The sequence below is a fragment of the Streptomyces aureocirculatus genome, from assembly GCF_000720475.1.
Taxonomy (GTDB): domain Bacteria; phylum Actinomycetota; class Actinomycetes; order Streptomycetales; family Streptomycetaceae; genus Streptomyces; species Streptomyces aureocirculatus.
The window spans coordinates 56,890-73,397 of the sequence record NZ_JOAP01000003.1 but is presented as its reverse complement, the minus strand read 5'-3'; the positions used below and the strand labels follow the sequence as shown (position 1 = coordinate 73,397).

At 70.0% G+C, this 16,508-nt stretch carries 14 protein-coding genes and 1 tRNA gene; 7 read left to right on the top strand and 8 right to left on the bottom strand.

The window, feature by feature from the left end; genetic code table 11:
- Window positions 1-94 precede the first annotated feature (94 nt).
- The 6 genes from IG78_RS0103445 to IG78_RS0103420 are packed head-to-tail and all read left to right on the top strand — an operon-like array spanning window position 95 to window position 4,396.
- Window positions 95-868: a DUF881 domain-containing protein gene (locus IG78_RS0103445; RefSeq protein WP_037685026.1), complete on the top strand. Its 774-nt coding sequence runs from the start codon at window positions 95-97 to the stop codon at window positions 866-868.
- Window positions 869-894: 26 nt separating this feature from the next.
- On the top strand, window positions 895-1,593 hold the full coding sequence (locus IG78_RS0103440; RefSeq protein WP_030559628.1) for a class E sortase: 699 nt from the start codon (window positions 895-897) through the stop codon (window positions 1,591-1,593).
- A 31-nt stretch (window positions 1,594-1,624) separates the two neighbouring features.
- Window positions 1,625-1,786, top strand: a complete 162-nt coding sequence (locus IG78_RS0103435) for a hypothetical protein (protein ID WP_107054808.1) — start codon at window positions 1,625-1,627, stop codon at window positions 1,784-1,786.
- Complete coding sequence (locus IG78_RS0103430) at window positions 1,783-2,433, top strand: aminodeoxychorismate/anthranilate synthase component II (RefSeq protein ID WP_030559626.1); 651 nt, start codon at window positions 1,783-1,785, stop codon at window positions 2,431-2,433. The genes IG78_RS0103435 and IG78_RS0103430 overlap by 4 nt, the downstream gene beginning before the upstream one ends.
- Window positions 2,430-3,611, top strand: a complete 1,182-nt coding sequence (locus IG78_RS0103425) for a class E sortase (protein WP_404827661.1) — start codon at window positions 2,430-2,432, stop codon at window positions 3,609-3,611. Before IG78_RS0103430 ends, IG78_RS0103425 begins: the two co-directional genes overlap by 4 nt.
- A gap of 26 nt (window positions 3,612-3,637) precedes the next feature.
- Complete coding sequence (locus IG78_RS0103420; protein WP_030559623.1) at window positions 3,638-4,396, top strand: class E sortase; 759 nt, start codon at window positions 3,638-3,640, stop codon at window positions 4,394-4,396.
- A gap of 78 nt (window positions 4,397-4,474) precedes the next feature.
- Here IG78_RS0103420 and pknB read toward each other — a convergent pair whose 3' ends face one another.
- The 6 genes from pknB to IG78_RS0103390 all read right to left on the bottom strand — a co-directional run bounded on the left by pknB (window position 4,475) and on the right by IG78_RS0103390 (window position 12,869).
- Window positions 4,475-6,559 (bottom strand): Stk1 family PASTA domain-containing Ser/Thr kinase, encoded by a 2,085-nt coding sequence (gene pknB, locus IG78_RS0103415; RefSeq protein WP_030559622.1) that lies wholly within the window; start codon window positions 6,557-6,559, stop codon window positions 4,475-4,477.
- 170 nt (window positions 6,560-6,729) lie between these two features.
- On the bottom strand, window positions 6,730-8,193 hold the full coding sequence (locus IG78_RS0103410) for a peptidoglycan D,D-transpeptidase FtsI family protein (protein WP_030559621.1): 1,464 nt from the start codon (window positions 8,191-8,193) through the stop codon (window positions 6,730-6,732).
- Window positions 8,190-9,620, bottom strand: a complete 1,431-nt coding sequence (locus tag IG78_RS0103405; protein WP_030559619.1) for an FtsW/RodA/SpoVE family cell cycle protein — start codon at window positions 9,618-9,620, stop codon at window positions 8,190-8,192. The genes IG78_RS0103410 and IG78_RS0103405 overlap by 4 nt, the downstream gene beginning before the upstream one ends.
- Before the next feature lie 26 nt (window positions 9,621-9,646).
- Window positions 9,647-11,383 carry a Stp1/IreP family PP2C-type Ser/Thr phosphatase gene (locus IG78_RS0103400; protein WP_030559618.1) on the bottom strand — a complete coding sequence of 579 codons (1,737 nt, stop codon included), beginning with the start codon at window positions 11,381-11,383 and terminating at the stop codon, window positions 9,647-9,649.
- A 75-nt stretch (window positions 11,384-11,458) separates the two neighbouring features.
- Complete coding sequence (locus IG78_RS0103395) at window positions 11,459-11,968, bottom strand: FHA domain-containing protein FhaB/FipA (RefSeq protein WP_030559617.1); 510 nt, start codon at window positions 11,966-11,968, stop codon at window positions 11,459-11,461.
- Between the two features lie 10 nt (window positions 11,969-11,978).
- Window positions 11,979-12,869, bottom strand: a complete 891-nt coding sequence (locus tag IG78_RS0103390; RefSeq protein ID WP_030559615.1) for an FHA domain-containing protein — start codon at window positions 12,867-12,869, stop codon at window positions 11,979-11,981.
- A gap of 426 nt (window positions 12,870-13,295) precedes the next feature.
- Between IG78_RS0103390 and IG78_RS0103385 the strand changes: the two genes are divergently transcribed.
- Window positions 13,296-13,382: transfer RNA gene (locus IG78_RS0103385), tRNA-Leu, on the top strand.
- A 120-nt stretch (window positions 13,383-13,502) separates the two neighbouring features.
- Here IG78_RS0103385 and IG78_RS0103380 read toward each other — a convergent pair.
- Both IG78_RS0103380 and IG78_RS0103375 read right to left on the bottom strand, forming a co-directional pair.
- The gene (locus IG78_RS0103380) at window positions 13,503-15,242 is read right to left on the bottom strand and encodes an ATP-grasp domain-containing protein (protein ID WP_030559614.1); all 1,740 of its coding nucleotides are present in this window, start codon (window positions 15,240-15,242) and stop codon (window positions 13,503-13,505) included.
- Window positions 15,236-16,486 carry an argininosuccinate synthase-related protein gene (locus tag IG78_RS0103375; RefSeq protein ID WP_030559612.1) on the bottom strand — a complete coding sequence of 417 codons (1,251 nt, stop codon included), beginning with the start codon at window positions 16,484-16,486 and terminating at the stop codon, window positions 15,236-15,238. The genes IG78_RS0103380 and IG78_RS0103375 overlap by 7 nt, the downstream gene beginning before the upstream one ends.
- Window positions 16,487-16,508 lie beyond the last annotated feature (22 nt).

The window sequence follows — 16,508 nt, the reverse complement described above, 5'->3', positions numbered from 1 at the left end:
GGGCGGGCACTGGGGGCACTCAGGTGCGCCAAGTCCTCCCCCCGGGCGTCCGTTAGCGTAGTGCTTCCGCGGCGGTGAAGGAGATAAGGGTACGTTGAGCAATTCTGCCGACTTCCCCGGAGGCACGAAGCGGCGTGGTCCCTGGCGGCCCGTGCGGCTTCTGACGATCGCCGTTTTCGCCCTCGCCGGTCTGATCTTCGTCACCAGCTTCAACACGGCCAAGGGCACCAACATCCGTACGGACGCCTCCCTGTTGAAGCTCTCCGACCTGATCCAGGAACGCAGCCGCGAGAACAAGGACCTGGAGGACTCCAACGGCTCCCTGCGCGACGACGTCGACTCCCTGGCCCAGCGCGACAGCCCCGCGACCAAGGCCGACGAGGCCCGCCTCAGGGCCCTGGAGCGGAACGCGGGCACCAAGAAGCTCAGCGGCGACGCCGTCACGGTCACCCTCGCCGACGCCCCGCCCGACGCCACCGCCAAGCTCCCCGGCTACCCCGAGCCTCAGCCCAACGACCTGGTCATCCACCAGCAGGACCTCCAGGCGGTGGTGAACGCCCTGTGGCAGGGCGGCGCCGAGGGGATCAGGGTCATGGACCAGCGTCTGATCTCCACCAGTGCCGTGCGCTGCGTCGGCAACACCCTGATCCTCCAGGGCCGGGTCTACTCCCCGCCGTACAAGGTCACCGCCGTCGGCGACCCGGACCGGCTCAGGAAGGCCCTCGCCGCTTCCCCCGAGATCCAGAACTACATGCTGTACGTCAACGCCTATGGACTCGGCTGGAAAGTCGACGACGACGGAGCGGTGACTCTTCCCGGCTACTCGGGCACAGTGGATCTCCACCACGCGAAGCCCGTGGAGCCGTAACCAGCCGTAGCCCCTGGGGGGACCCCGTGCCGGTGCGAGTGATCGTCAGGACGTTCAGCGAACTGTGCATCACCGTCGGCACCCTGATCGTGCTGTTCGTGGTCTACGTGCTGTTCTGGACCGGCGTGCGGGCCGACCGGGCGATGGACCGGCAGATCGACCGCCTTCAGGACCGGTGGGCCGAGCAGTCCCTCGGCGCCGACGGCAAGGGCGACGGCGACGCCCCCCTCCTCGCCCGGAACGACGCGCCCTACAAGGACGGCGACCCCTTCGCCGTGATGTACGTCCCCCGCTTCGGTTTCACGTGGAACAAGCCCGTGCTCCAGGGCACCGCCACCGGCACCCTGAAGAAGGGCCTCGGCCACTACGCGCGCACCGCCCGGCTCGGCCAGAAGGGCAACTTCGCCGTGGCGGGGCACCGCCGCACCCACGGGGACCCCTTCAAGGACTTCCCCGAGCTGCGCCCCGGCGACGCCGTGGTCCTCACCGACGGCACCACCTGGTTCACGTACCGCATCGACAGGGAGCCCTACCGGACCCTCCCCGGGGACACCGGCGTCATCGACCCCGTACCCCGCAAATCCGGCTACCGCGAGCCCGGCCGGTACCTCACCCTCACCACCTGTGAACCCGAGTGGGGCCACAGCCACCGCCTGATCGCCTGGGCCCGCCTCGACGCCACCCAGCCGGTGGAGGCCGGGAAACCCGGGGCACTGCGCCGTTAGTCTGGTGCCGTACGGCGACGGAAGGGACGGCATGTACGGCTGGATCTGGCGGCATCTGCCGGGGAACGCATGGGTGAAGGCACTGCTCTCGCTCGTGCTCGCCCTCGCGGTCGTCTACGTGCTGTTCCAGTACGTCTTCCCCTGGGCGGAGCCGCTGCTGCCCTTCAACGATGTGACGGTGGACGGCCAGTGAGCACCAGCAACAACGCCCGCATTCTCGTCGTCGACAACTACGACAGCTTCGTCTTCAACCTCGTGCAGTACCTGTACCAGCTCGGCGCCGAGTGCGAGGTCGTGCGCAACGACGAGGTCGAGCTGAAGCACGCCCAGGACGGCTTCGACGGCGTGCTGCTCTCGCCGGGCCCGGGGACGCCCGAGCAGGCCGGTGTCTGCGTGGAGATGGTGCGCCACTGCGCCGCGACCGGGGTGCCCGTCTTCGGCGTCTGCCTGGGCATGCAGTCCATGGCGGTGGCGTACGGGGGTGTGGTGGACCGGGCGCCGGAACTCCTGCACGGCAAGACCTCGCCGGTCACGCACGAGGGCAGGGGCGTCTTCGCGGGCCTGCCGTCACCGTTCACCGCCACCCGCTACCACTCCCTCGCCGCCGAGCCCGCCACGGTCCCGGCCGACCTCGAAGTGACCGCGCGCACGGCCGACGGCATCATCATGGGCCTGCGCCACCGTGAACTGCCCGTCGAGGGCGTCCAGTTCCACCCCGAGTCCGTTCTCACCGAGCACGGCCACCTCATGCTGGCCAACTGGCTCGCGGAGTGCGGCGACACCGGGGCCGTCGCCCGGTCGAGCGGGCTCGCCCCGGTGGTGGGCAGGGCCACGGCGTGACCCCGGGGGCGCACGGGGGCGCCGACGCCGACGGGGCGGGGGAGCATCCGTCGCCGTGGTTCCGCGCTGCGCCGCCCGGGGAGCCCGGGGAGCCCGGGGCTTCTGAGGCGGGCCCTGAGCCCCCGGAACAAGTGGCGTACGTCCACGTGTCCGCGCCCGCCGACGACGAGACCATCGCGCTGCGCACGGTGGACACGCGGCGAACAGCGGGCACAGGGCCGCCGGAGGCCGTCGTGCCGCCGGAGACCACAGGGCCGCCGGAGACCGCCGGGCCGCCGGAGGCCGTCGTGCCGGGTGGGCGCGCCGCGCGCCGCAAGGCCGCCCGGCGCAAGGGGCGCCGGGGCGCGAAGGCGGGGGTGTCCGCCGGGAGTGGCACCGGGGCCCGAGCCGGGGCGCCGACGGCCGCAGCGGGGGCTACGGGGGCTACGGGGCCCGCGGGGACGGTGGAGCGCCCCGAGCGGCCCCTGACCCGCGTGGAGGCCCGGCGTGCCGCACGTGCGGCCAGGCCGGGGCCCGCCACGGTGGCCAGCCGTGCCGTCGGGGAGCTCTTCATCACCATCGGCGTCCTGATGCTCCTCTTCGTCACGTACCAACTGTGGTGGACGAACATAAGGGCTCAGCAGCAGGCCGACGCGGCCGCGCGCAAGCTCCAGGAGGACTGGGCGAAGGGCGAGGGCAAGCCGGGCGCCTTCGAACCGGGGCAGGGCTTCGCGCTGATGCACATCCCGAAGCTGGACGTCGTCGTGCCGGTCGCCGAGGGCATCGACAAGCACCGGGTCCTCGACCGGGGCATGGTCGGCCACTACAACAAGGGCGGCACCAAGACCCCCATGCCGGAGGCGAACCCGGGCAACTTCGCGGTCGCCGGACACCGCAACACCCACGGTGAGCCGTTCCGCTACATCAACCGCCTGAAGCCGGGCGACCCCATCGTCGTCGAGACGCAGGACACGTACTTCGTCTACAAGACGGCGAGCATGCTGCCGCAGACCTCCCCCGCCAACACGGCGGTGCTCGACGCGGTCCCGCCGGGTTCCGGCTTCACGAGACCCGGCCGCTATCTCACCCTGACGACCTGCACCCCCGAGTTCACGAGTAAGTACCGGCTGATCGTGTGGGGCAAGATGGTCGAGGAACGGCCGCGCGACAAGGGCAAACCGCCCGCGCTGGTCGACTAGGCGCTGAGACGGACGGGGCGAGAGCAGTGGCAGCCACCACCGAAGAGGACGAGCAGGAGCGGCCCGGGGACCCCGCGCCCGGGGACCCCGCGCCCGCGCCCGTCGCGCCGCGGCGCGGCCGCGGCCGGATCGCGACGGCCGTCAGCGTCTTCGGTGAACTCCTCATCACCGCGGGCGTGATCCTCGGCCTGTTCGTCGCCTACTCCCTCTGGTGGACGAACGTCATAGCGGACCGCGAGGCGAAGAAGCAGGGCAACCGCGTCCGTGACCACTGGGAGGCCAAGGGCCCCACGGCCTTCAACACCAAGGACGGCATCGGCTTCCTGCACGTACCCACGATGAGCGGTGGCGAGATCCTGGTCACCAAGGGCACCAACGCCAAGACCCTCAACCACGGTGTGGCCGGCTACTACACGAAGCCCATCAAGTCCGCCCTGCCGCAGGACAAGAAGGGCAACTTCACCCTGGCCGCCCACCGGGACGGCCACGGGGCGAAGTTCCACCGGATCGACAAGATCGACGAAGGCGACCCGATCGTCTTCGAGTCCCGCGACAAGTGGTACGTCTACAAGGTCTTCAAGACCCTCCCCGAGACCTCGAAGTACAACGTCCGTGTCCTGGACCCCGTCCCCAAGGAGTCCGGCGCGAAGCGGGCGGGCCGCTATATCACCCTCACCACCTGCACCCCCGTCTTCACCTCGAACTACCGCTACGTGGTGTGGGGCAAGCTGGAGCGCGTGGAGAAGGTCGACAACGACCGGACGCCGCCGCCCGAGCTGGACTAGGGCTCACGGCCCCCCGGACATGACGAGGGCCCCGGCACTGCACGGTGCCGGGGCCCTCGTCATGTGTCTCGTACCGGGTCAGTCCCGGCCGTGGCGGCCCCAGCCGCCGGCGCCCTCGATGAAGCCGCCGCCGTTGTCACCGCCACCGTTGCCGTTACCGCCGTTGTCACCGCCGCCGTTGCCGTTGCCGCCGCCCTGGTCGCCGCCGCCCGGGTTGCCGCCGGTGGTCACCAGGTTGATCGACGTGCCGGTCTTGACCTGCTGGCCACCGGGCGGGTCGGAGAGGATCACCGTGGCGTCGTCGTCCTGCGGGCCCGTGATGTTGCCGACGGACAGGTCCGCGTCCTCGAGGGCGTCGCGGGCGTCGGAGAGCTTCTGGCCGCCCAGCGCGGGGACCGCGACGTTCTCCTCTTCCTCTTCCTCGGGCGCCTTCGCGACCTGGACCGTCACCGTGGAGTTCGGGTCCACCTGCGTGTTGGCCGACGGCGAGGTCTGGATGACCTTGCCCTCGTCGACGCTCTCACTCTCGACGTCGGTGCGCTGCGCGGTGAGACCGTTGGCCTCGATCTGCTTCTTCGCCGCTTCCCAGCTCTGACCGGAGACGTCAGGGACGGTCACCTTCTGCTGCTTCTTGGCGACGATCAGGGTGATCGTGCTGCCCTTCTGCCGCTCGGCGCCCGAGGTCGGGTCCTGTTCGAGGACCTCGCCCTCGGTCTCGCTGGAGACCCTCTGCTTCTGCTCGACCTTGAACTGGTACTTGTCGCCCTCAAGCTTCTCCCGCGCCTCGTCGGCGTCCAGGCCGATGACGCTCGGAACCGCTACCTTCGGCGCCCCCGTGGACACGACCACATTGATCGTGTCGCCCTTCTCGACCTTGGTGTCCGCGCCGGGGTCCTGGGAGCAGATCTCGCCCTTGGGGTACTTCTCGCAGGGCTCGCGCTTGGACACGGCGACGTTCAGGTCGACGTTCTTCGCGTCCTGCTGCGCTTCCTTCAGCGTCTGCCCGACGAAGTTCGGCGCCTTCTTGTCGTCGCTGCTGCTGCTGGTCCCGCTGAACGCCCACTTCCCGATGAGGATCGCGCCCACCAGGACGAGGATGCCCGCGGCCACGAGCAGGATCGTGGAGGTGCTGCTCTTCTTCTGGCGGCCGCGCCGGGACCCGTCGTCGTAGCCGTCGTCGGGGTTGACCGGCGGCATCATGGACGTCTGGCCGTGGCCCCCGGCGCCGTTCTGCGGGCGGAGCATGGCCGTGGCCTGGTCACCGTAGTCACCGGGCTGGCCGCCGTAGCCGACGGCGCCCATCGCGGCCGTCGCCGCGACGGGCTGCCCGTCGAGGCAGGCCTCGATGTCGGCACGCATCTCGTCGGCCGACTGGTACCGGTAGTCCGGGTCCTTGGTGAGCGCCTTCAGGACGATCGCGTCCATCTCGGGCGTGATCTCGTGGTCGAAGACGCTCGGGGACTGCGGCTCTTCCCGCACGTGCTGGTAGGCCACCGCGACCGGGGAGTCGCCGACGAACGGGGGCCGGACCGTCAGGAGCTCGTAGAGCAGGCAGCCCGTCGAGTAGAGGTCGGAGCGCGCGTCGACCTGCTCGCCCTTGGCCTGCTCCGGGGAGAGGTACTGGGCGGTGCCGATGACCGCGGAGGTCTGCGTCATCGTCATGCCGGAATCGCCCATGGCGCGGGCGATGCCGAAGTCCATCACCTTGACCTGGCCGTTGCGCGTCAGCATGACGTTCGCGGGCTTGATGTCACGGTGGACGATCTGGCTGCGGTGCGAGTACTCCAGGGCCTGGAGGATGCCGATGGTCATCTCCATGGCGCGCTCGGGCAGCAGCTTCCGCCCGGAGTGCAGCAGCTCACGCAGCGTGGAGCCGTCGACGTACTCCATGACGATGTACGGGATGGAGACCCCGTCGACGTAGTCCTCACCGGTGTCGTAGACCGCGACGATCGCCGGGTGGTTGAGCGAGGCGGCCGACTGGGCCTCACGGCGGAACCGGGCCTGGAACGACGGGTCGCGGGCGAGGTCCACCCGCAGCGTCTTCACCGCCACGGTCCGGCCGAGACGGGTGTCGTGCGCGAGGTAGACCTCCGCCATCCCGCCGCGGCCGAGCACCTGGCCCAGCTCATACCGGCCGCCGAGGCGACGCGGCTCTTCCATAGCTATTCCAGCCCTCTCCGTCGGTCCCCGACCGCACCGTGTTGCGCGGTCCGGCGGTGTGCTGTCCGGCATACCGTACCCGGCTCGCCCTACGTGACCCGGCCGCAACCGTCACCCGATACAGGACCGGTATCGCAACGTGCACCGATGCGAAGGGGCCGTGACAGGGGTCACTTCTTGCTGTCGAGAACCGCCTTCATCACGTCCCTGGCGATCGGCGCCGCGAGACCGCCGCCGGAGATGTCGTCACGGGAGGCCCCGCTGTCCTCGACGACCACGGCCACCGCGACCGGGGAGCCCGAGTCGGTCTTCGCATAGCTGATGAACCAGGCGTACGGGTTCTTGCTGTTGTTCAGGCCGTGCTGCGCCGTACCGGTCTTGCCGCCCACGGTGACGCCGGGAATCTTGGCCCTGGTTCCCGTGCCCTCGTTCACCACGGTCTGCATCATGTCCTGGAGCTTCTGCGCGTTCTCCTTGGACAGCGGCTCGCTCATCTCCTTGGGCGAGTGCTTCTCGATCACGTCGAGGTTCGGCGCCTGCAGCTCCTTGACCATGTACGGCTCCATCAGCGTGCCGTCGTTCGCGATCGCGGAGGTCACCATCGCCATCTGCAACGGCGTCGTGGCGGTCTCGAACTGGCCGATGGAGGACAGCGCGGTCTGCGGCCGGTCCATCTCCTTGGGGAAGGTGGAGGCGTTGGAGCGGACCGGGACGAACTGCTGCTCGTTGAAGCCGAACTTCTCGGCCGTCTCCAGCATCTTGTCCTTGCCGAGGTCCGAGCCGATCTTGCCGAAGACGGTGTTGCAGGACACCCGCAGCGCCTCGCGCAGCGTGGCGTTCTTGCAGGGGATGTTGCCCTCGTTCTTCAGCGGCGTGGTGGTGTTCGGCATCGTCCACGGCAGCGGCGAGCGCGTCTTGGCGTCGATGTCCGTGTACAGGCCGTGCTCCATCGCCGCCGCGGCCGTGACCACCTTGAAGGTGGAGCCGGGGGGGTAGGTCTCGCGCAGCGCGCGGTTCAGCATCGGCTTGTCGGGGTCCTTGTCCAGCTTCCCGAAGGTCTCGGCGTCCTTGTTGAAGTTGCCGGCGAAGCTGGAGGGGTCGTACGAAGGGGTGGAGGCAAGCGCCAGGATCGCGCCGGTCGAGGGGTCGATCGCGGCGACGGCGCCCTTGCCCTTGCTCTTCAGGCCGTCGTACGCGGCCTTCTGGGCGTCCCGGTTGAGGGTCGTGACGACGTTGCCGCCCTCCTTCTTCTTGCCGGTCAGCATGTCGAGGCTGCGGCGGAAGAAGAGCCGGTCGTCCTTGCCGGTGAGGATGCCGTCCTCGATGCTCTCGATCTGGTTGGCGCCGATGCGCTGCGAGGCGAAGCCGGTGACGGGCGACCACATGGGCCCGTCCTTGTACGTCCGCTTGTACTTGAAGTCGCCGCCGTCGACCTTCTTGGAGCCGGTGACGGCCTTGCCGTCGACGATGATGTCGCCGCGCGGCTGGGCGTACCGCTCGATGGGCACGCGGCGGTTCATCTCGTGCTCGGCGAGGTTGTCGGCCTGGACGTACTGCAGCCAGTTGTCGCGGACGAGCAGCGCGAGGACGAGCAGGCCACAGAAGATCGCGATGCGGCGCAGGGGCTTGTTCACGGCCTTACCACCTGGGTCATCTCGGCGTCGGGGTTCGGGGCGGGCGACGGTGCCGGGCGGCGCGCGGTGTCGCTGATGCGCAGCAGGATGCCGACGAGGGCCCAGTTGGCGATCACCGATGAGCCGCCGTACGCGATGAACGGCATCGTCATGCCCGTCAGCGGGATCAGGCCCATGACGCCGCCCGCGACGACGAAGACCTGGATGGCGAAGGCGCCGGACAGGCCCACCGCGAGCAGCTTGCCGAACGGGTCGCGGGCCGCGAGGGCCGTGCGGACACCGCGCTCCACGATCAGGCCGTAGATCAGCAGGACGGCCATGACCCCGGCGAGGCCCAGCTCCTCGCCGTACGTGGCGAGGATGAAGTCGGAGTTGGCGGCGAAGCCGATCAGGTCGGAGTTGCCCTGGCCGAGCCCGGTGCCGAGGGTGCCGCCGGAGCCGAACGCCATCATGGACTGGGCGATCTGGTCGGTTCCCGTCTGGTTGATGACCTCCTTGGAGAAGGGGTCGAGCCAGGCGTCCACACGCACCTTCACGTGCGGCTCGAAGGAGGCCACGGTGACGGCGCCGATGGCCGACATCAGCAGACCGAACACGATCCAGCTCGTGCGCTCCGTGGCCACGTACAGCATCACGATGAACATGCCGAAGAACAGCAGCGACGTACCGAGGTCGGTCTCGAAGACCAGGATCAGGATCGACATGGCCCACACGGCCAGGATCGGGCCGAGGTCACGCCCGCGCGGCAGGTACAGACCCATGAAGCGGCGGCTGGCCAGGGCGAGCGCGTCCCGCTTCACCATCAGGTACCCGGCGAAGAACACCGCGATGACGATCTTCGCGAACTCGGCCGGCTGGATGGAGAAACCGCCGACCTGGATCCAGATCTTGGCGCCGTAGATGTTCTTGCCGAGGCCCGGCACGAGCGGAAGCAGCAGCAGGCCCATGGCGGCGATCATCGAGATGTACGTGTACCGCTGGAGGACGCGGTGGTCCTTCAGGAGCATCATCACGGCGACGAACAGGGCGATGCCGATCGCCGAGTACAGGAGCTGCTTGGGAGCCGCCGCGTTGTACGCGCCGAAGGAGGCCTTGCCGAGCTGCTGCAGCCGCTCCGACTGGTCGAGCCGCCAGATGACCACGAGGCCGAGGCCGTTGAGCAGCGTGGCCAGGGGCAGCAGCAGCGGGTCCGCGTACGGTGCGAACTTGCGCACCACCAGGTGCGCGACGCCCGCGAGCAGGCCGAGTCCCAGGCCGTAGCCGAGCATGCCGGGCGGCAGCTCGCCGGAGATGGCGAGGCCCACGTTCATGTAGGCGAACAGCGGGATGACGACGGCGAACACCAGGAGCGCGAGCTCGGTGTTGCGCCGGCTCGGCGCTCCGATGGCGCCGATCGTCGACGTGTGTGAATTGCTACTACTGCTCATGGCGTGCAAGGGCCCCCAACGGCTGCTTACTGCTTACCGCACTGCGGGACCAGATCCTTCTCCTGCTCGGAGAGGCTGGGGCCGGGTGTGGGAGTCGGTGCGGCGGTGGACTTGGACGTGGCGTCCCGGGTGTTCTCGTCGTTCTCGTCGACGACGGACGTGACCGACGCGTACGAGGTGACAGGCGTGGCGGCGCTGACGAAGCTCGCGTTGCGGAAGTCGGGCTTGGAGCTGCCGGCGTTCTCGGGGAACTCCCCCTGGCGTTCCTGGCCGTCCTGGCCGCCGGACCCGCCCCCGCCCGTGCCCGCTCCGCCCGCGCCGGGCGTGCCGTCGCGCTTCTCCTTCTCGCGTTCCTTCTTCTCGCGCTCTTCCTTCTCGCGGTTCTCCCGCTCGATCTCGCGCCGCTCGGCGTCCTTCTTGCAGGCCGAGGCCTGGAGGCCGAGCTCGCCGATCTTCTTCTCGGCGTCGTCGAGGTTGCCCTCGGAGATCGTCGACTCGACCTGCTTGCGCTGGTACGGCGGCAGGTACTTGAGTTCGATCTCGGGGTGGTCCTTCTCGACCTTCGACAGGCTCACCCACGCGAGGTCCTGGTCGATGCCGCGGTAGAGCGCGACGTGCTCGTTCTTGGTGCCGACGTAGTACTGCGTCTGCGTCCAGCGGTAGCCGCCGTACAGGCCGCCGCCGATGACGGCGAGGGCGAGCGCCGTGTACAGCGATCTCTTCAGCCACTTGCGGCCGCCGCCGGGCTTCATCAGGTCCTCGTCGCCGTACGCCCCGAAGGAACCGCCCTCCGGGTCGTACCCGGGAGTGCCGTCGCCGCTGCCGGGCGGGCCGAAGCCGCCGCCGGAAGGGGGCGAGGCCTGACGGCCGAGGCCCGAGGCACGGCCCGCGGGCGTCTGCATGGCGCCGTCGTCGTTCGCCTGGAGCTGGTTCTCGGCGACCGCGCCGACCACCACGGGGGTGTCGGAGAGCCGGCCCGCGAGGGTGTCGCCGGTGTCGATGTCCAGGACGTCGGCGACGATCACCGTGATGTTGTCGGGGCCGCCGCCGCGCAGGGCGAGCTGGATCAGCTCCTGCACGGTCTCCTGGGGGCCCTGGTAGCTGGCGAGGGTGTCCTCCATCGTCTGGTGGGACACGACCCCGGACAGGCCGTCGGAGCAGATCAAGTACCGGTCGCCCGCGCGGACTTCACGGATCGACAGATCCGGCTCGACGTGGTCGCCGCTGCCGAGCGCACGCATCAGGAGCGAGCGCTGCGGATGCGTCGTCGCCTCCTCCTCGGTGATGCGGCCCTCGTCCACGAGCCGCTGCACCCAGGTGTGGTCCTGTGTGATCTGCGTGAGCACGCCGTCGCGCAGCAGATAGGCGCGCGAGTCGCCGACGTGTACGAGGCCGAGGCGCTGGCCGGTCCACAGCAGGGCCGTGAGCGTCGTGCCCATGCCCTCTAGCTGCGGGTCCTCCTCGACCATGAGCCGGAGCTGGTCGTTGGCCCGCTGCACGGCCGTGCCGAGCGAGGTGAGGATGTCCGAGCCCGGTACGTCGTCGTCGAGCGTGACGAGCGTCGAGATCACCTCGGAGCTCGCGACCTCGCCCGCCGCCTGGCCCCCCATGCCGTCGGCGATGGCGAGGAGGCGCGGACCCGCGTAACCGGAGTCCTCGTTCCCCTCCCGGATCATGCCTTTGTGCGATCCGGCGGCGAAGCGCAGTGACAGACTCATGCGCACCTCGCCCGTCGGCTCCGGGTACATCCGCACGGTGCCCACCCTCCGGTCGGGAGCGCGCTGGCGTCCAAGTCCTGGACCGCGTCGGCTCGCTCGCTCCGCTCGCTCATTTTCGTACTACTTCCGCAGCTCGATGACGGTCTTGCCGATGCGGATCGGCGCGCCAAGGGGAACGGGCGTCGGGGTGGTCAGACGGGTCCGGTCGAGATACGTGCCGTTGGTGGACCCGAGATCCTCGACGATCCACTGGCCGTCACGGTCCGGGTAGATCCTGGCATGCCTGCTCGATGCGTAGTCGTCGTCGAGGACGATGGTCGAGTCGTGCGCCCGCCCGAGGGAGATCGTCTGGCCCTGGAGGGCGACGGTGGTACCCGTGAGGGTGCCCTCCGAGACGACCAGCTTGGTGGGGGCGCCGCGGCGCTGGCGGCCGCCGCTCTGCGCGCGTTGTGGCGGGGGCGCGGCCTGCTGGCGGGCCGCCGCCCGCCCGGCGCCCTCCCGGCGCGCGCCGCGCTGGGTGACGCGCGTACCGAACAGGTCGCTGCGGATGACCTGGACGGCCACGATCACGAACAGCCACAGAACGGCCAGGAAACCCAGCCGCATGACCGTCAGGGTCAGCTCTGACATTGCCCCCGCTTCACCCTTCGGCTTGCCGGTAAATGATGGTGGTGCTGCCCACGACGATCCGCGAGCCGTCGCGGAGCGTAGCGCGGGTGGTGTGCTGCCCGTCCACCACGATGCCGTTGGTGGACCCGAGATCCTGGATCGTCGAGGGCGTTCCGGTCCGGATCTCACAGTGCCGGCGCGAGACGCCGGGGTCGTCGATCCGCACATCGGCGTCGGTGCTGCGGCCCAGCACCAGCGTCGGGCGGGAGATCTGATGGCGGTTGCCGTTGATCTCGATCCAGCGCCGCACCTGCCCGCCCGCGCCGGCGCCGGGACCCGGCGGTCTGCCCGGCGCCTGCCCCGCGCCGCGGCCCGCACCCGCGCCGGGAGGCGGCGCGGCAGGCATGGGAGGTGCGCCCGAAGGGCCCTGCGGGGAGCCGAAGCCACCGGGGGCCCGGCCCGCGCTCGTGGGGCCGCCGCCGGCGGGTGCGGGGGTTCCGCCGGGGCCCGCGGGGCCGCCGGGAGCGTGCTCGGGAGTCTGTGAGGTGCTGGACGCGAGCGTGCGGCTGCGCACCCGGTAGAGGCCCGTGTCCAGGTCCTCCGCCTTCTCCAGGTGCACCTTGATGGGCCCCATGAAGCTGTAGCGCTGCTGCTTGGCGTACTCGCGCACCATGCCGGAGAGCTCGTCGCCGAGCTGCCCGGAGTACGGGCTCAGACGCTCGAAGTCGGGCGTGCTGAGTTCCACGATGAAGTCGTTCGGCACCACGGTCCGCTCGCGGTTCCAGATCGTCGCGTTGTTGTCGCACTCACGCTGGAGCGCACCGGCGATCTCGACGGGCTGGACCTCGGACTTGAAGACCTTGGCGAAGGTGCCGTTGACCAGACCTTCGAGTCGCTGCTCGAACTTCTTCAGGACTCCCATGAGGCACCTCCTCCGTCGTTGTCATCCTCGTACTGCTTACTGATCGTATCCACGCGCCGGGAAATCAGGTGGTTCCCCCTGTCCGCCCAGACCACGAGTGTCGCCTCTCACAAGGCCTGCCCGCACCGGTCTTCCGCGATCCTCCGGGTTCCCTCTTAACAGGGATCGTAGAGGGGGTCCGATGACAGTGTCCCGCACGCGGCTGTGGACCTGGGAGGAGGACTTGACGGGCGGCTCGGTTGCTTCGGGCGGGGGGTTCGGCCGGAACTCGTCCCGCCCTCGTCCGGGTGGCGTACTCCGGGGCTGCTCCTCGGCTCGCAGGTGCCCCCGAATACGGATGTGAATCCACCCTGTCCAGCGTGCTAATCTTCTGGATGTCGGCAGGCGCTCGCACCACTCAGTGAGGGACCCAAAGACAACACCCATGCGCGGGTGGCGGAATAGGCAGACGCGCTGGATTCAGGTTCCAGTGCCCGAAAGGGCGTGGGGGTTCAACTCCCCCCTCGCGCACCACGACGAAACGGTCGTCATCGTGATTCACGATGGCGGCCGTTTCGCTTTGGGCGTGTCGATCGCTGTGACCTATGTCATGCCCAGGTGGGGCGGCGCCGTGCGGGGCCGCCCCACGGCCGTTCACCGTCTGTACTCGTCCTGGATGTCGTCGATCCGCCGCAGCAGCGTCTCATCGTCCGGCGCCCTGATCACGTAGGAGTCGAGGAAGTCCGTCGAGTGGCGGACGCCGCCGCGGCCGTTGCCCGCGCCGCTGGTCGCGATGTGCTCGACGACGCCCAGCTCCGCCAGGCGCCCGGGGGTGATGGCGCGGCTCTCGCCGCCGCCCGGGTAGAACGCGAGGAAACCGCAGGTGCCGCCGCCCGGCGCCGCCGAGTCCGTGCCCAGGGAGACGTCCAGGCCCGCGTCGAGGCGGATCTGCGCCTCGACGATGTTGAAGCCGTACTGCCACTCGATGACCGGCGGGATGACGCCGCCCGGCGGGCGGCCCGCGACCTCGCAGAAGATCAGTTCGTCCGCGGGCGTGTGGAACAGCTCCAGATGTGTGGTGCCGTCCTTGATCCCCAGCGCGGAGAGCACGGAGGCGCTGAGTTCGGTGATGCGCTTGGCCAGCTCGCCCTCGCGCACCAGGACGGTGCCGAAGATGCCGCCGGGCCGGTACCCGGCGGGGTCGGTCAGATAGCGGCCGACGCTGCTGAAGCGGATCTCGCCGTCCCGCACCACGGAGTCGCAGTGGTAGATCTGGCCCGTGACGAACTCCTCGATGCCGTAGTGCGCACCGGACAGGTCGAGGCCCGCGACGACGCCGCGGGCCTCGTCCAGGGTGTCGACCATGAACAGGTCCTTGGCCGCCAGGCCCCAGCGGCTCTTGATGACCTTGCGGCCGGTGCTCCAGTCCACGTTCAGGAGGTCGTCCGGGCTGTCCAGCGCGGAGAAAACGGGCACCTCGGCCGCCCCGGAGGCGTGCACCGCCTCCTTCATGCGCAGCTTGTCGCGGAAGAGGGTCGCCGTCTCGAAGTCCATCCCCGGCAGCCCGAACTTCGAGCGCATCTCCGCCGCGAGCAGCACCGCCCGCTCGTGCACGGCGACGACCCGGCCGACGGGGTGGTTGCGCAGCGTCCACTCGCAGACGGCGCGCCAGCGGTCCTCCTCCTCCGGGTCGCACATGGCGACCTGAGCGACGGGGTTCTCCGTGAGCCCGCGCACGCCCCCGTGGAACTGGTTGCGGGTCACCAGGTGGACGTCCAGCTCCGACGTCGGCAGGAAGTGGCGGCCGCCGCGGTGGAAGTGCGCGTAGGAGTGGTGGTTGATGAACAGGGCGGCGGGCTTCGATGTCCGGTTCGGCGTCCGGGTCCCGGTGCTGCCGAGGAGGCCGGTCGGGGCGGAGGGCGGTGCGGCTTCCGGTGCGGCTCCCGCTGGGGCTTCCGGTGCGGGCTCCGTCAGGCGCTCCAGGTCCTCGGGCGGGACACCGGCCGTCCCGAGCAGGGAGTTCGCCATCGCCGCGGCTCGCCGCCCCGCCGGGGAGAGACCGACCACCGCCATGGGCGCGAGCGGGCGCAGCACCTGCGTCACGAAGTCGGTGAACGCCTTTGGTACCGAGTCCTCCGCGCCGTCCCCCGCGCCGTCCTCCGCGAAGTCCTCCGCGAAGTCCGCCGTGTAGTCCGCCGTGTAGTACCCGGAGTGGTCGTCGACTAGGTCCTGTACGGGGGAGCCGGACCGCTGCACGAAGAACGTCTGGTACGGCAAGGAGTGCGCGGTGCGTGCCGCGGCCACGCTCGCGTCGATGAGGACGAGGCGCCGGTCCGGGTGGGCGGGGCTGGCGGCCGGGTCGAGATGGGCGGGGGCTTCTGCGGGGTCTACCACTGCATGTCCCTATCTGCGGTGTACGCGGTGTACGCGGTCTGCGAACCCTCGCCCAGGTGCGAGAGCTCGTCCCTGATGGAGGCCCGCTCCCAGTGCTCCCGGTCGCGTACGTAGCGGGGGGCGTCCGCGACGATGGCGGTGGTCGTGGTCCTCGCGCCGTCGAGCCGCCAGGTCACCGAGCCGGTGACGGGCGCCACGGCCTCGGTGACGAACGCCTGGCAGGCGGCGCGGAGTTCGCCGAACCAGCGCCCTTCGAGCGCCTCGCGGACCCAGAGCTGCTCCATGTGCAGCTTCTCCCTGAGCACCTCGGCGTCGAGCACCGCGGTCTCCAGGTGGCGGCGCGAGGCGAGCAGCAGCCAGGCCGCCGGCATCTCGCGCACCTCAAGGACCTTGACGCCGCCGGGCAGGTGCTCCAGGCCCGTGTACCTGCCGAGACCGTGGGCGCCCACGGCTGTGTTCAGGCGCGCGATGACGTCGGTGAGGGAGAGCTCGTCCCCGTCGACGGCCACCGGCAGGCCCGCACGGAAGGCCACCATCAGGCTCCGGGGCCCGGCGGCGGCCCCCGGTGACGGCCGCGCGCTCCACCGGTAGAAGGACTCGGGTACGGCGTGGTCCTCGGGGTCGTCGAGGATGCCGGACTCGAACTCACGGCACCACAGGTTGGAGTCGCCGCTGGCCGAGCGCTCGGCCATCTCGTCGAGGCCGATGTGCCGCAGCTCCTTGATCTTCTGCTCGCGGTCCACGGGATCCAGGTCGTAGGGGCTGCCGAAGTGCCCGTCGAAGCCGAGCTGTTCCAGGGCGCCGTTCAGCCTGCGCAGGGTGTTCTGCGAGCGGTTGGCGGTGTGCAGGATCACCCCGGCGCCGAGGTCCCCGGCCACCTCGGTGGCGATACGGGCGATCAGCGGGCGGCTGAGGGTGGAGCTGACGGGGTGCGTGTCCAGGTACACGGCGTGTGCGGTGAGCGCGGGCCGTACGAACTCCTCGACGAACGCGGCCCGGCCGTCCACCAGGTGCAGGCGCACCCCGAGCGCGGTCGTGACCCGCTCGATGTGGGACCGCTCCTCGTCACCGCCCACCGCCACGCTGAGGGCGTGCACTTCGGTGGCCCCCGCCTGCACCAGCCGGTACAGGAGGTAGGAGCTGTCCAGACCGCCGCTGAACAGCGTCACGATGGGGCGCCGCAGGTCGACATCGCCATGGGTGATGTCGCGGAAGGAGCGGATGCCCCGTCGGCTTGTCTTCACGCCGTACGTCCTTAATCGTCCA

Coding starts and splice junctions, on each gene's coding strand:
- pknB (WP_030559622.1), bottom strand. CDS start 6,559: ATGGAAGAGCCGCGTCGCCTCGGCGGCCGGTATGAGCTGGGCCAGGTG.
- IG78_RS0103390 (WP_030559615.1), bottom strand. CDS start 12,869: ATGGGAGTCCTGAAGAAGTTCGAGCAGCGACTCGAAGGTCTGGTCAAC.
- IG78_RS0103405 (WP_030559619.1), bottom strand. CDS start 9,620: ATGAGCAGTAGTAGCAATTCACACACGTCGACGATCGGCGCCATCGGA.
- IG78_RS0103435 (WP_107054808.1), top strand. CDS start 1,625: ATGTACGGCTGGATCTGGCGGCATCTGCCGGGGAACGCATGGGTGAAG.
- IG78_RS0103395 (WP_030559617.1), bottom strand. CDS start 11,968: ATGTCAGAGCTGACCCTGACGGTCATGCGGCTGGGTTTCCTGGCCGTT.